This is a genomic window from Aquitalea sp. ASV15 (genome assembly GCF_016429115.1).
In the GTDB taxonomy this organism is placed as follows: Bacteria; Pseudomonadota; Gammaproteobacteria; order Burkholderiales; family Chromobacteriaceae; genus Aquitalea; species Aquitalea magnusonii.
The window spans coordinates 1-13,793 of sequence record NZ_JAELTZ010000020.1 but is presented as its reverse complement, the minus strand read 5'-3'; the positions used below and the strand labels follow the sequence as shown (position 1 = coordinate 13,793).

The window sequence follows — 13,793 nt, the reverse complement described above, 5'->3', positions numbered from 1 at the left end:
CCTGGCAGCGGTTCACATCATTCGGTTCAGGGTTGTGCTGCCTGGGCTTGCAGGCGGGCTGCGGCAGTACGCAGGGTGGAAGCCTGTTGCTGGCGGTGCAGCCGCCATTCCACCAGCGATTTCACCAGCAGGGTCACCAGCGCCAGCAAGGCCAGCAGCGAGGCGCAGGCAAAGGCGCCAACAAAGTTGTATTCGTTGTAAAGGATTTCCACATGCAGCGGGATGGTGTTGGTTTCGCCCCGGATATGGCCGGACACCACGCTGACCGCGCCAAATTCGCCCATGGCGCGGGCATTGGTGAGAATCACCCCGTACAGCAGGCCCCACTTGATATTGGGCAGGGTCACCTTGCGGAAGGTCTGCCAGCCGCTGGCGCCCAGCACGATGGCAGCCTGTTCCTCGTCCGCGCCTTGCGACTGCATCAGCGGGATCAGCTCACGCGCGACAAAGGGGAAGGTGACGAATACCGTGGCCAGCACAATGCCCGGCACGGCAAAAATCACCTGCAGACCGTGGTCTTGCAGCCAGCCCCCCACCACGGTATTGGCCCCGAACAGCAGGATGAACATCAGCCCGGCCACCACCGGCGACACCGCGAACGGCAGGTCGATCAGCGTGGTCAGCAGGCTTTTGCCACGAAAATCAAAGCGCGCAATCGCCCAGGCTGCCGCCACGCCAAACACCAGATTCAGCGGCACGGCAATGCCAGCGGCAATCAGTGTCAGCCGGATGGCGGACAGTGCCTCCGGCTCCACCAGCGCGGCCAGGTAGAGCTGCCAGCCCTTGTGCAGCGCCTCCCAGAACACCCCGATCAAGGGCAGCAGCAGGAACAGGAACAAAAACACCAGTGCCACGGCAGTCAGGGCATAGCGTACCGGGCGGCTTTCAGTGGTCAGAGTGGCCATGTTTACCCCTTAGCGCGCACCGTGGCGGCGTGCGGCCCACCACTGGATCAGGTTGATCAACAACAGGAAGACAAAGGAAATGCCCAGCATCACCAGCGCCACCGCGGTGGCGCCTTGCTGGTCGAACTGGTCCAGCTTGGAGACGATGATCAGCGGCGCGATTTCCGACACCATGGGGATGTTGCCGGCAATGAAGATGACCGAGCCGTATTCGCCGGTAGCACGGGCAAAGGCCATGGTGCCGCCGGTAATCAGCGAGGGCAGCGTGGCCGGGAAAATCACCCGGCGGAAAATGTCCCAGCGGCTGGCGCCCAGGCAGGTGGCGGCCTCTTCCAGCTCCTTTTCCAGGTCTTCCAGCACCGGCTGCACCGTGCGCACCACAAAGGGCAGGCCGATAAAGGTCAGCGCCACGATGATGCCCAGCGGGGTAAACGACACCTTGATGCCCAGCGGCGCCAGATACTGGCCGATCCAGCCATTGGGCGCATACAGCGTGGTCAGCGCGATGCCGGCCACCGCGGTGGGCAGGGCAAACGGCAGGTCGACCAGCGCATCCACCAGCCGCTTGCCGGGAAAGGGGTAGCGCACCAGCACCCAGGCCACCAGAAAGCCGAATACCAGATTGATGAGGGCGGACAGGCCGGCCGTGAAGAACGACAGCCGGATGGCGGCGATCACCCGCGGGCTGCCTACCGCGGCGGCAAAACCGTCCCAGCCCATGCCGACAGTGGAATACACCAGGGCAGCAAAGGGCAGCAGCACGATCAGCGCCAGCCAGAACAGGGTAATGCCAAAGCTGAGCCGGAAACCGGGCAGCACGCTATGGCGCAGATTGAGGATATTGCTCACGCTGGCTCCGCTTAATGCTTGCTGTAAATCTGGTCAAACACGCCGCCATCGGCAAAGTGCTTTTTATTGACCGCCGCCCATGAACCGAACACGCTTTGCACGGTAAAGGTTTTCACATAGGGAAACTGGGCATCGAATTTCTGCGCCACCGCCTTGTCCTGCGGACGCAGATAGTTTTGTGCGGCAATGGTCTGGCCTTCGGTACTCCACAGGAAGCGCAGATAGTCTTCCGCCTGCTTGCGCGTGCCTTTCTTGTCCACCACCTTGTCGACAATGGCCACCGGGTTTTCCGCCAGCACCGACAGCGGCGGGTAGACGATTTCAAAGCTGCCACGGCCAAACTCGCGGGCGATCAGCTCGGCTTCGTTTTCGAAGGTCACCAGCACATCGCCGATCTGGCGCTGCATGAAGGTGGTGGTGGCGGCGCGGCCACCGCCATCCAGCACCGGCACATTCTTGAAGATGCCGGCCACCAGCGCACGCGCCTTGGCTTCGCTGCCACCCGGCTGTTTCAGGCCGTAACCCCAGGCGGCCAGATAGCTGTAGCGGCCATTGCCCGAGGTTTTCGGATTGGGAATGATCACCTGCACACCCGGCTTGGCCAGGTCGTTCCAGTCGCGCAGCTTGTGCGGATTACCCTTGCGCACCAGGAACACCGTGGGGGAAGTGAACGGCACCGAGGCATTGGGCAGGTGGCTGGCCCAGTTGGCCGGAATCAACCCGCGCGTGGCCAGCAGGTCGATATCCGACGCCTGGTTCATGGTGATCACATCTGCCGCCAGGCCATTGGCCACCGACAGCGCCTGCTTGCTGGAGCCGCCATGCGACTGCTGGATGCTGACGGTTTCGCCGGTCTTGGCCTTGTAGGCTTTCTGGAAGGCCGGGTTGTAGTCTTTGTAGAAATCGCGCATCACATCGTAAGAAACATTCAGCAAAGTGACATCTGCCAGCGCATGGGCGGACAGCACGGCGGCCACCAGGCCGAACAAAGCGCGCAATTTCATGACGGACTCCGGGAAGATTGAACTGACATCATGCTAACCCAGCCGCCATATTCCCATTAATAATATTGTGAGATACATTTATATCGAAAAATACTATTCAACCTGAGCGCGCCGCTACAGCCGCGACCAATCGGCATGGCAAGGAGGCGCACCGCAGCTGCAGGGTTTTTGTTAGCGGCGCTTAGCAGCGCTGACAAGCGGCTTTCCACTAGCGGCAGGCTGCTTCAGCCAGCGCGGGCCGCAAACAGGCTGCCTGCCACAGCTGAATGGTGTTCAGCCAGGCCGGCACGGACTGGCGCGCTAATTGCATGGTGTGGCCAAAGGCGTATCGGGTATGCTGGTGCGCTCGAGCGGTTTGAGTCCTGGCGGGTCCGGCGGCCTCCCCAGCACTGAAACCGTTTACCTTTCAGGACCCACCGATGACGACACTCACCCCGCACCACCTGCGCCGTGAACTGAACGAGGAAGCCCATGCGCGGCCCTATGCCGCCATTCCCTCCCCGGCCCGGCTGACCTCGCTCAGCCTGTATTACGATTTCGACGACGCACCGCAACGCGCCGCGCTGGCCGACCTGGCCGAGCGCATCGGCCTGCCGGCGCCGCTGGCGGAACAGGCGTATTACTCGGCCAGTGCCGGCGACCTGACGGTGCGCTGGTCGCTGCATACCGAATTTGCCCGCTACACCTTCATCGTTGGCGGCGATTGCGCCGATCCATTCGAACGCACGGCACTGGACCGCATTCCCGCCGCCTGGTTGCGCGAGCTGCCCGGCGTGGTGCTGGTGGCACTGCATGCCGTGCTGCTGCCCGCCGAGCGCGAAACCGAGCTGGCCGACATGTCCAGCCGCTGGTTTGGCGGACGCGACCTGATCGGCGCGGAAATCGGTGATGGCAACGGCGCGGCCTATACCGATTTGCGCCTGCACCCCGACGCCCGGCTGGCCGAAGGTTTTTCCCGTTATGTGGTGGTGGACCGCGCCATGGGCGCCAGCCAGTCCGGCCGCATGCTGCAGCGGCTGTTCGAACTGGAAACCTATCGCATGCTCACCCTGCTGGCGCTGCCGATTGCCAAGAAGCAGATGCGCGATCTGGACAATCTGGGGATCGCCCTGCGCGCCATCACCGAACGCATGGCGGCACCGGATGGCAATGGCTCGGATGCCCAGCTGCTGTCGGAGCTGACCGGGCTGGCCACCCGGGTGGAGCAGCTGATTGCGGAAAGCCAGTACCGTTTTTCGGCGGCTCACGCCTATTACCGGCTGGTGGAAGCGCGCATCAGCGAATTGCGCGAACAACGCATCTCCGGCATGCAGCCCTTCCGCGAGTTCATGGAACGGCGGCTGTCCCCGGCCATGAATACCTGCGAAACCGTGGCACGCCGCCAGGACCGCATCACCGCCCGCCTGCAACGCACCACCGCCCTGCTGCGCACCCGGGTCGAAGTCCTGCATGAAGAACAGAACCGTGCCTTGCTGGCCAGCATGGACCGCCGCGCCGCCTTGCAACTGCGGCTGCAGGAAACCGTGGAAGGCTTGTCGGTTGGTGTGCTGACCTACTATATGGTCAGCCTCTTGCACCATCTGCTGGCAGCGGTGGAAGCGGCCGGCATGCATCTGAATGTGGAACTGCTGACCGGCCTGGCCATTCCGCTGGTGGCTCTGACCGTATGGCTGAGCATGCGCCGGCTGAAAGCATCGCTGAACAAGGGACAGGACGCCCATCAGGATAGCGAGCTATTGCGCTAAACCTGCTGCACATTCCCCGCGCGGCGGCAGCCCATACTGCAGCAACATGGCCGGCTGCCGGCCTGGCGTGGCCCGGATCCGTGACGGATGCGGGCCACGCGCTCCATCCAGCGCAGCGATTCCCCATGCTGATTGCTTGTTTTTCAACTCCTTAGCGAAAATAGCCGGTGCATTTGATGTAGGCCATAAAAACAAAAACAATTCTTATTGTCAGACAATTTTGTTTCCGCCAAAATCAACCCTGACCGTCGCGGGGTTGCCATCCGGCAAGGCCCGCCACGGCAAGCCGGATCCGCAGCAGCCTGGACAATCTGAATAACACATACGGTGCCATTACCGCCTGGCCACCCTACCAACAGCAAGTGAACACATGCCCAGCAAAACACAAAAACTCAAGCCCATCCTGGTCGGTTTCATTGCCATTGTCGTTGCCCTGCTGCTGACGCTTGGACTGGTCACCCTGTTCAGCCTGCAGCGTATCGACGAAACCACCCACTACGAACAGGATGTCACCAACAGCCTGGTGCAGAACATGACCGATGTGCGCTACCACGTGGTGCAGATCCAGCAGTTCCTCACCGATGTCAGCGCCACCGGTGATGCCGATGGCTACAAGGATGCCGAGGAACACTACCAGGCACTGCAAAAGAATCTGCCCACCATCAGCCGGCTCGACCCGTCGCTGGCGGGCAAGGTCAACGCCATGCAGCAGGCCGTGGAGCAGTTCTACAGCGTGGGCAAGCGCATGGCCAAGGCTTATGTCGAGGGTGGCCGCGAAGCCGGCAATGTACTGATGAAGGAAAAGGGCAGTGGCTTTGACGACCGTGCGGAAGAACTGACCAAGCAGGTGGAAGCGCTGAACGAGCATATCAACAAGGCCGATGATGCCGCCTACGCCGCCATGAACCAGACCACCACCCATCTGCGGGACATGATTCTGGGCCTGGCCGCCGTGCTGGTGATCGTGGTCGTCCTGGGCGGCGTGCTGCTGTACCGTCGGGTGTTCGGCGTGCTGGGCGGCGAACCGGCTGTGGCCATGGAAGTGGCCAACCGCATTGCCAGCGGCGACCTGAGCCAGCGCATCGTGCTGCCGGCAGATAGCGAAGGCAGCCTGCTGCACAGCCTGGCCGACATGCAGGGCCAGCTGCGCACCATCACCAGCAATATCCGCAACCTGTCCGGCGAACTGGACAGCAGCGCCGACAGCATGAGCGGCGCGGCGCACCAGCTGCAGAAATCCAGCGCAGTGCAGAGCGAATCGACCCGTTCCATGAGCGTGTCGGTGGAAGAAGTGCTGCAAAGCATCCAGCAACTGGGCAGCCAGAGTCAGGATGTGGGCGGCGAGGCGCAAGGTGCCGGACAGATGGTCAGCGATTGCGAGCAGCTGATCCATGCGACTGCCAGCGATATCAGCCATATCGCCGAGCGCATCGGCAATGCCGCCAACGCCATCGACGACCTGAACAAGCAGACCGACGCCATTGCCTCCATCACCCGCACCATTCACGACATCGCCGACCAGACCAATCTCCTGGCGCTCAATGCCGCCATCGAAGCCGCGCGCGCCGGGGAAATGGGCCGCGGCTTTGCCGTGGTGGCCGATGAAGTGCGCAAGCTGGCCGAGCGCACGGGCGTGGCCACGGTAGAGATTTCCGGGCAGATCGAAACCATACGCCAGGGCATGACCGGGGTGGTCGGCGTCATGCAAAGCAGCGTGGATGCCTCCAACCACGGGGTGGAGCAGACCCACAAGGCACGCGAGGCCATCAGCGGCATCCGCCAGAATACCGACCAGATCGTCGAGCACATCCAGGGCATCAGCCTGGCGCTGCGCGAGCAGCAAAGCGCCATGGGCGACATGGCGCAGCGCATCGAGGTGATTGCCAGCATGACCGAAGCCAATCAGGTCACGGTGGAGGCTTCCGCCACCGCCTCCGACCAGCTGAACAGCCATGCCAAGGCGCTCAATGCGGCGGTCAGCGTCTTCCGCAGCTAAGCCGGACAAGCAGACGGACGCAAAAATGCCGCATCCCATGACAGGATGCGGCTGAATCCACAGCCGGCAACTGACCCGTGCCGGCCGTGTCCACCCACCTTCAGTTCAAGACTGCACGGCCTCGCGTACCTGTTCCAGGCCGGTCGGATCATCCAGCGTGGTCAGGTCGCCCGGATCACGCCCCTCGGCCAGCGCCTGTATCGAACGGCGCAGCACCTTGCCGGAGCGGGTCTTGGGCAGCTGATTGACAAAATACACCCGTGCCGGATTGGCAATGGCCCCCAGCTGTGACGCCACCTTGGCAATCACCTCTTTTTCCAGCGCGGCCTTCTTTTCCGGGTCCTTGAGCACCGAGGGATCGCGCAGCACGGCAAACGCCTGCGGCACCTGGCCTTTCAGTGTGTCATGTACCCCCACCACCGCCACTTCGGCAATGGCAGAGTGTCCGGACACCGCTTCTTCGATTTCCCGCGTGCCCAGCCGGTGGCCGGCGACATTGATCACATCATCGGTACGGCCAAGAATGGTGAAATAGCCGTCGGCATCACGCACCCCCCAGTCAAACGAGGAATACACCTTGCGGTCCTGGAACAGGCTGAAATAGGTATTCACAAAGCGTTCGTCCTGCCGCCACACCGTGCTCATGCAGCCGGGCGGCAGCGGCGGAATCACCGCGATCACCCCCTTCTCGCCCACCGGCACTTCCGCACCGGTCGCCTCGTCCAGCAGCTTGACGTTATAGCCATACACCGGCAGGCCGGGGCTGCCCAGCTTGGTGGGCAGCGGCTGTACGCCATTGCACACGGTCAGCATCGGCCAGCCGGTTTCGGTCTGCCAGTAATTGTCCAGCACCGGAATCTTCAGCTCGTCGGCAATCCAGCTGGCCGTCGGCTCGTCCAGCGGCTCGCCGGCCAGGAACAGGGCACGCAGGCTGGACAGATCGTATTTGTGCAGCCATGCCGGGTCCTGCTTTTTCAGCACGCGCAAGGCAGTGGGAGCCGAGAACATCACCGTGGCGCGGTATTTCTCCACCAGCTGCCACCAGATGCCCGGATCGGGGCGGACGGGCAGACCTTCATACACCAGCGTGGCCATGCCGCAAATCAGCGGGGCATACACGATGTAGGAGTGCCCCACCACCCAGCCGATGTCCGAGGTGGAAAAATAGGTTTCGCCCGGCTTGCCGCCATAGATGTAGTCCATGGTGGAGGCCAGCGCCACGGCATAGCCGCCGGTATCGCGCTGCACGCCCTTGGGTTTGCCGGTGGTGCCCGAGGTATACAGGATGTAGCTGGGATGGTTGGACTCCACCCACTCCACTTCGGCCCGGTCATGCCAGTGCTGCTCACGCAGGGTAGCGTAATCCAGGTCGCGCCCCGGCTTCATCATCGGCGCTTCGGCCAGACCGCGATTGACCAGGATCACCTTGTCCGCGGCCGCGCTGCCGGCCAGCTCCATCGCCTCATCCACCAGTGGCTTGTAGGCAATCACCTTGCCGCCACGCATGCCGGCATCGGCGGTGACCAGCAGCTTGGGGGCGGCGTCCTCGATGCGGGTGGCCAGGCTGGCCGAAGCAAAACCACCAAACACCACCGAATGAATCGCCCCCAACCGTACCGTGGCCAGCATGGCAAACAGCGCCTCCGGAATCATCGGCATGTAAATCAATACCCGGTCGCCCTTGCCCACGCCCTGCGCCTGCATGATGGCGGCAAAGCGGCTGACTTCCTCATGCAGCTGGCGGTAGGTGTAGGTGAGTTCGGCACCGGTTTCGCTGGAAACATGAATCAGCGCGGCCTGGTCGGGCCGGGTTTCCAGATGGCGGTCTACCGCGTTGTAGCAGAGATTGGTTTCGCCGCCGGCAAACCACTGGCGAAAGGGGGGATTGTCGTACTGCAATACCTGGGTATAGGGCTTGTGCCAGTAAATGCGCGCGGCCTCGGCACCCCAGAATGCTTCTGGCTGCTCGATGGAACGGCGATGGAATTCTTGATAGTCGCTCATGCATTCTCCCGAGGATGGTAGCTAGATCTTTGTTTTATTTATCAACCAAGCGGTTGCTAGACAAGCAAAATAAGCCCTTTATGCCACAGGGTCAAGCAGCATCGCCATCTCGGGCAGGCCGGCGCCAATAGCCGTCGGGGCGAAACAACAGGCCATGGATCTGCCAGCTTGTATTCATTCAATAATCAAAACATCTAATAAATAACACCGAGTTTAGTTAGCAATAAAACAAAATTCATCTTGTAGTAACCGAATCATCATCCGGCAAAACTAGACTGCGGCCACGTCAATTCCGCCGAGAACATCATGCCGCTAGATAGCACCCCCCACGCCGCTCGCTCGCAATCCATGGCGGGACATCTGCTGCAAACGCCGCCGACTGTCAGCCCCAATGACAACAACTACCACGTGCTGGAACTGTTCACCCAGGATGAAGGGCTGAGCAATATCCCGGTGGTGGAGCAGCAGCGCGCAATCGGCATCATCAACCGCAATACCTTCATGAGCACGCTGGCCCGGCCCTTCCACCGCGAAATCTTCGGCCGCAAGCCCTGCACCGCCTTCATGAACGCCAGCCCGCTGATCGTCGACTACCTGACGCCGATTACCGAGCTGTCCTTCATGGCGCTGGAAGCGGACAAGAAAGTGCTGTCGGACGGCTTCATCATCAATCTGGACAATGCCTATGCCGGCATGGGACTGGGCGTGTCGCTGATGCAGGCCCTGGCCGACCAGCAGGCGGAAAAACACCGCCAGATGATGGAGAGCATCAATTACGCCAGCGTGATCCAGCAATCCTTCCTGCAAAGCTCGCGCCGTGACATGGCGGCCGCACTGGACGATTACTTCATGGTATGGGCCCCGCGTGACATCGTCGGCGGCGACTACTACTACTTTGTCAAACGGCCGGATGGTTTCTTTGTCGCGGTCATCGACTGCACCGGCCACGGCGTGCCGGGCGCCTTCATGACGCTGATCATGGCCTCCACGCTCAAGCAGGTGCTGACCAGCCACGACCTGCACAACCCGGCAGCCCTGTTGCAGGCGATCAACCAGCAGGTCAAGCAGTCGCTGGGCCAGCTTACCCCGGAAGAAGCCGGCCTCGCCGACCACCCGGAGCTGAACTCCGACGACGGCATGGACGGTGCCTTCTGCTGGTTCGACTACGCCAGCCGCACCCTCACCTATGCCTCGGCCAAGACCCCGCTGTTCGTGCTGGAGCCGGGCGCGGACGAAGTCCACACCCTGGATGCCAACAAGAAGGGCGTGGGCTATGTCGGCACACCGCTGGACTACCAATGGGACAACCACGCCGTGCAGCTGCCGCCGGGCAGCCGCCTGTATATCAGCACCGACGGCATCATCGACCAGATCGGCGGCCCCAAGCGCATCTGCTTTGGCAAGAAGCGCCTGAAGGAAAACATCCTCAAACATGCCGACAAGCCGATGCAGCAACAACAGAAGCAGCTGATCGACGCCTTCCTCAAATGGCAGGGCGACAACAGCCGCCGCGATGACGTCAGCCTGTTTGGCGTCCACCTGCTCTGATTCCAGCGACCACCCATCAAGAAAGAACGCACATGAGCCTGACCGATTTCCACCGCTTCAAGGAACTGGCCCGCCAGGAAAACGTGGTGTTCTATTACACCGGCTATTTCTCGCAAAGCATTGTCACCGCCATGGGTGACTCGCTGCGCCTGCGCCTGTCCAGCCTGGACGCCAGCCAGACCGCCCGCCGCAAGCTGTTTTCCGTATTCGTGGAAATGGCGCAGAACGTGGTGCATTACTCGGCTGATCACCTGACCGCCACCGATGAATCCGACCATGAAATCCGCATGGGTTCGCTGTGGGTGGGCGAGGCCGACGGCCACTACTACGTGGTATGTGCCAATCCCATCAGCAGCGAAGGGGCCGCGCATATCCGCGCCAAGCTGGAACCGCTGCGCACCATGACCAATGACGAAATCAAGGCCCTGTACAAGGAAAAGCTGCGCGCCGAAGGCGAAGCCGGCAGCAAGGGCGCCGGCCTGGGCTTCCTCACCGTGGCCCGCGACTCCAGCAATCCCATCGAATTTGATTTCGTCGATGAAACCGGCACAGCCGGCCCGTTCACCACCTTTTATCTCAAAGCCACCATTTAAAGCACCGAGCCATGCAAAACCTGTATATCGCCCCGACTTCGTCCACGCCGGAAGTGAACTTCCAGTTCGACCAGCACCAGCTGAGTCTGCGCGGAGAAAGCTACCCGGAAAACGCGCAAGCCTTTTTCGGCCCCATCATGCAGGCGGTGCAAAACTACCTGCCCAGCCTGCAATCCACCCAGATCACCGTCGACATCCAGCTGGCCTACTTCAACAGCTCCAGTACCAAGGTGCTGCTGGAACTGTTCAGCCTGTTCAACGACGCTGCCGTGGCCGGCAACTATGTCACCCTGAACTGGCATTACATCGAAGACGACGAAACCATTCTCGAATTCGGCCAGGAAGTGGCAGACGATTTCATGGCACTGGACTTCCATCCCTGCGCCATGGTGGGCTAGGGCGGCACGCTGTCCGACAATATCCACCTGCTTGTCACTGGCTTGGCCAGGCAGTTTTGCGGTAATCTGGCTCACTACCCGAACAGTGATCAGCATCAGGACATTGCCATGAATGTGAAGGACTACATGCAGCGCGTCGGCCAGGCGGCGCGCAAAGCCAGCCGCGCGATTGCCAAGGCCGACACCCGCCAGAAAAACCAGGCGCTGAACGCCATGGCTGACGCCATCCTGCGCGACAGCGCCAAATTGCTGGCCGCCAACCAGCAGGACCTGGATGCCGCGCGTGCCGCCGGTCTGGATGCGGCCTTCATCGACCGCCTGGCCTTGTCCGAGGCCACCGTGGCCGGCATGGCCGAAGGCCTGCGCCAGATCGCCAGCCTGCCCGATCCGGTGGGCGAGATGGACGATTTCTGCTACCGCCCCTCCGGCATCCAGCTGGGCAAGATGCGCGTGCCGCTGGGCGTGGTGGGCATCATTTACGAAGCCCGCCCCAACGTCACCGCCGATGCCGCCGGCCTGTGCCTGAAATCCGGCAACGCCACCATCCTGCGTGGCGGCTCGGAAGCCTTCCACAGCAATCAGGCCATTGCCGCCTGCGTGCACGAAGGCCTGCGCCTGGCCGGCCTGCCGGCCGAAGTGGTGCAAGTGGTGGAAACCACCGACCGCGCCGCCGTGGGCGAGCTGATCACCATGCAGGAATACGTGGACGTGATCGTGCCGCGTGGCGGCAAGAGCCTGATCGCCCGCATCAGTGCCGAAGCACGGGTACCGGTGATCAAGCATCTGGATGGCAACTGTCATGTCTATATCGACGACACGGCCAATCCGGAAAAAGCCTTCAATATCGCCATCAACGCAAAAACCCAGCGCTATGCGCCGTGCAACACCATGGAAACCCTGCTGGTGCACACCGCCTTTGCCGAATTCATCCTGCCGCGCCTGGCGGAAGCCTATTGGGAAAAAGGCGTGGAGCTGCGCGGCTGCGAGCGCACACGGGTGATTCTGGGCGAGAAGATCGTGCCGGCCACCCAGGACGACTGGTATACCGAGTACTCGGCACCCATCCTCGCCATCAAGGTGGTCAAGGACCTGGACGAAGCCATCGAGCACATCAACCACTACGGCAGCCATCACACCGATGCCATCATCAGCGAGGATTACGGCCGTACCCGCCGCTTCCTGCGCGAGGTGGACTCCTCCAGCGTGATGGTGAATGCCAGCACCCGCTTTGCCGATGGCTTCGAATATGGCCTGGGCGCGGAAATCGGCATTTCCACCGACAAGATCCATGCCCGTGGCCCGGTCGGCCTGGAAGGCCTCACCAGCCAGAAATGGATCGTGCTGGGCGATGGCCAGGTACGCGGCTGACCCCCGTTGCGGTGCCATGAAACCGGCTGCGGCCGGTTTTTTTGCGCCTGCCGCCGGCGGACAAATGTCACAGCCGCCGCCAGTATGACAGGCAAATACCGCTGAATGCTTGCCAGCAGCAGCCGGCTTCACTAGTGTAGTCAGACTTGGCTGGCCGGGGGGTCATCATGCTGCAATGGCTGTTTGCCACGCTACATCTGCTGGCCCTGGGCTGCGGCCTGGGCGCGCTGGCGGCGCGAGCCCGCAACCTGGCTCCGCCACTGGATGCTGCCGCCCTGACACGCTGCCTGCGCGCCGACAACTGGTGGCGGCTCAGCCTGCTGCTGTGGCTGTGCAGCGGTGCCGGGCTGGCGTATTACCATGCCGCCATGCTGTGGCAACAAGGGCGGCCGGTCCCGCTTGCCATGGCCAAGCTGCTGGGCATGCTCCTGCTGCTACTGCTGGAATGGCGCATCCGCCCGCTGCTCTGCCAGTGCCGACAGCGGCTGGAGCGTGGCCGCCTGCCAGCAGAAGAGCTGTGCAGCCAGCTGGCAGGCCAGAGCCGGCGGCAATTGCTGCTGTTATTGCTGTTGCTCATGCTGTCCAGCGCCTGGCAAAGCGGCGCGTTCAACACTCCTTAACATCTGTTGGCGCAGCCTGGCGGAACCAGCAGGCGCAATCGGGCCTCCATCCGCATATCACTTGCCAGAGCAGAACCTCATGCCAACACCCCCATTCTTTACGGCCTTGTGCCAAGCTTTTCGCCGTGCACACCTGTTTGCCGTCCTGCTGCTCATCCCGCTCACCACCCTTGCCGACAGCAGCTTGCAGCTGTCATCCGACAAAAAGCCCGCAGAGGTGGCGGATTGCCTGAAACAGGGCATCCGCCAGCTGAAGATTCCCGATGACTATGTACGGCGCGACAGCAAGGCCGACGGTACGGAAACCATCAGGCTACTCAACCCGGTCAGTGGCAACACCAGCCTGCAAGTGGATGTACAGCCCGATGGCGAGCACAGCCGGCTGCAGGTCGACCAGAACGGCATCCCGCTGACCCCGCCCTGGTTGCGCCTGATCAAGCGCTGCGCCAGCTGACGCCAGCTGTGGACAAGTCCACCTGTAGCGTCTGCGCTGTGGATGAGCGGGATAAAACCTGAACAAGCTGTGCATAAGATATGCGCAACCTGCCCGCAATGCGTGACAATGCCCCGCACATGGCGCCGCCGCCGCTGTGCATATTTTTCCAGATGGCCATTCTGCTGTGGATATTGTGCACAGCCTGTGCATGAATCTGTGGATAAAATCGGCATGACCCTCACCCGCCCCCGGCTTCAGACGGCGCCTTCCACCCATCCCGCAGCGGCCCGGCACGAGCGCCAGCAATTGCTGCACTGCCTGCTGCAA

12 protein-coding genes are annotated in these 13,793 nt (G+C 62.0%); 8 read left to right on the top strand and 4 right to left on the bottom strand.

The genetic code is table 11. From position 1 onward, the window contains the following. Positions 1 to 26 precede the first annotated feature (26 nt). Genes cysW through JHD64_RS10825 form a run of 3 tightly spaced genes read right to left on the bottom strand, consistent with a single transcriptional unit; the run spans position 27 to position 2,758 of the window. The gene (gene cysW / locus JHD64_RS10835; RefSeq protein WP_059287492.1) at positions 27 to 905 is read right to left on the bottom strand and encodes a sulfate ABC transporter permease subunit CysW; all 879 of its coding nucleotides are present in this window, start codon (positions 903 to 905) and stop codon (positions 27 to 29) included. 9 nt (positions 906 to 914) lie between these two features. Beyond that, on the bottom strand, positions 915 to 1,745 hold the full coding sequence (cysT, locus tag JHD64_RS10830; protein ID WP_110313098.1) for a sulfate ABC transporter permease subunit CysT: 831 nt from the start codon (positions 1,743 to 1,745) through the stop codon (positions 915 to 917). Positions 1,746 to 1,765: 20 nt separating this feature from the next. Further along, positions 1,766 to 2,758 (bottom strand): sulfate ABC transporter substrate-binding protein, encoded by a 993-nt coding sequence (locus JHD64_RS10825; RefSeq protein ID WP_199053236.1) that lies wholly within the window; start codon positions 2,756 to 2,758, stop codon positions 1,766 to 1,768. A 419-nt stretch (positions 2,759 to 3,177) separates the two neighbouring features. Between JHD64_RS10825 and JHD64_RS10820 the strand changes: the two genes are divergently transcribed. Both JHD64_RS10820 and JHD64_RS10815 read left to right on the top strand, forming a co-directional pair. Beyond that, a complete protein-coding gene (locus JHD64_RS10820) occupies positions 3,178 to 4,503 on the top strand; it encodes a DUF3422 family protein (protein ID WP_199053235.1) in 1,326 nt (441 codons plus the stop codon). A gap of 370 nt (positions 4,504 to 4,873) precedes the next feature. Beyond that, complete coding sequence (locus JHD64_RS10815; RefSeq protein WP_199053234.1) at positions 4,874 to 6,499, top strand: methyl-accepting chemotaxis protein; 1,626 nt, start codon at positions 4,874 to 4,876, stop codon at positions 6,497 to 6,499. Positions 6,500 to 6,604: 105 nt separating this feature from the next. Here the strand turns inward: JHD64_RS10815 and JHD64_RS10810 are convergent, their stop codons facing one another. Next, positions 6,605 to 8,503, bottom strand: coding sequence for a propionate--CoA ligase (locus JHD64_RS10810; protein ID WP_199053233.1), 1,899 nt, complete (start codon positions 8,501 to 8,503; stop codon positions 6,605 to 6,607). 306 nt (positions 8,504 to 8,809) lie between these two features. Here JHD64_RS10810 and JHD64_RS10805 point away from each other — a divergent pair, with 306 nt between their 5' ends. The 6 genes from JHD64_RS10805 (at position 8,810) to JHD64_RS10780 (ending at position 13,484) form a co-directional block, all read left to right on the top strand. Beyond that, the gene (locus JHD64_RS10805) at positions 8,810 to 10,051 is read left to right on the top strand and encodes a PP2C family protein-serine/threonine phosphatase (protein ID WP_059287138.1); all 1,242 of its coding nucleotides are present in this window, start codon (positions 8,810 to 8,812) and stop codon (positions 10,049 to 10,051) included. A 32-nt stretch (positions 10,052 to 10,083) separates the two neighbouring features. Beyond that, positions 10,084 to 10,644 carry a SiaB family protein kinase gene (locus tag JHD64_RS10800; RefSeq protein ID WP_059287137.1) on the top strand — a complete coding sequence of 187 codons (561 nt, stop codon included), beginning with the start codon at positions 10,084 to 10,086 and terminating at the stop codon, positions 10,642 to 10,644. An 11-nt stretch (positions 10,645 to 10,655) separates the two neighbouring features. After that, complete coding sequence (locus JHD64_RS10795; RefSeq protein WP_103523007.1) at positions 10,656 to 11,042, top strand: DUF1987 domain-containing protein; 387 nt, start codon at positions 10,656 to 10,658, stop codon at positions 11,040 to 11,042. 108 nt (positions 11,043 to 11,150) lie between these two features. Beyond that, positions 11,151 to 12,410 (top strand): glutamate-5-semialdehyde dehydrogenase, encoded by a 1,260-nt coding sequence (locus tag JHD64_RS10790; protein WP_199053232.1) that lies wholly within the window; start codon positions 11,151 to 11,153, stop codon positions 12,408 to 12,410. A 167-nt stretch (positions 12,411 to 12,577) separates the two neighbouring features. Continuing rightward, the gene (locus JHD64_RS10785) at positions 12,578 to 13,030 is read left to right on the top strand and encodes a DUF2214 family protein (protein ID WP_199053231.1); all 453 of its coding nucleotides are present in this window, start codon (positions 12,578 to 12,580) and stop codon (positions 13,028 to 13,030) included. A 79-nt stretch (positions 13,031 to 13,109) separates the two neighbouring features. After that, the gene (locus JHD64_RS10780; RefSeq protein WP_199053230.1) at positions 13,110 to 13,484 is read left to right on the top strand and encodes a hypothetical protein; all 375 of its coding nucleotides are present in this window, start codon (positions 13,110 to 13,112) and stop codon (positions 13,482 to 13,484) included. The last annotated feature ends 309 nt before the right edge of the window (positions 13,485 to 13,793 follow it).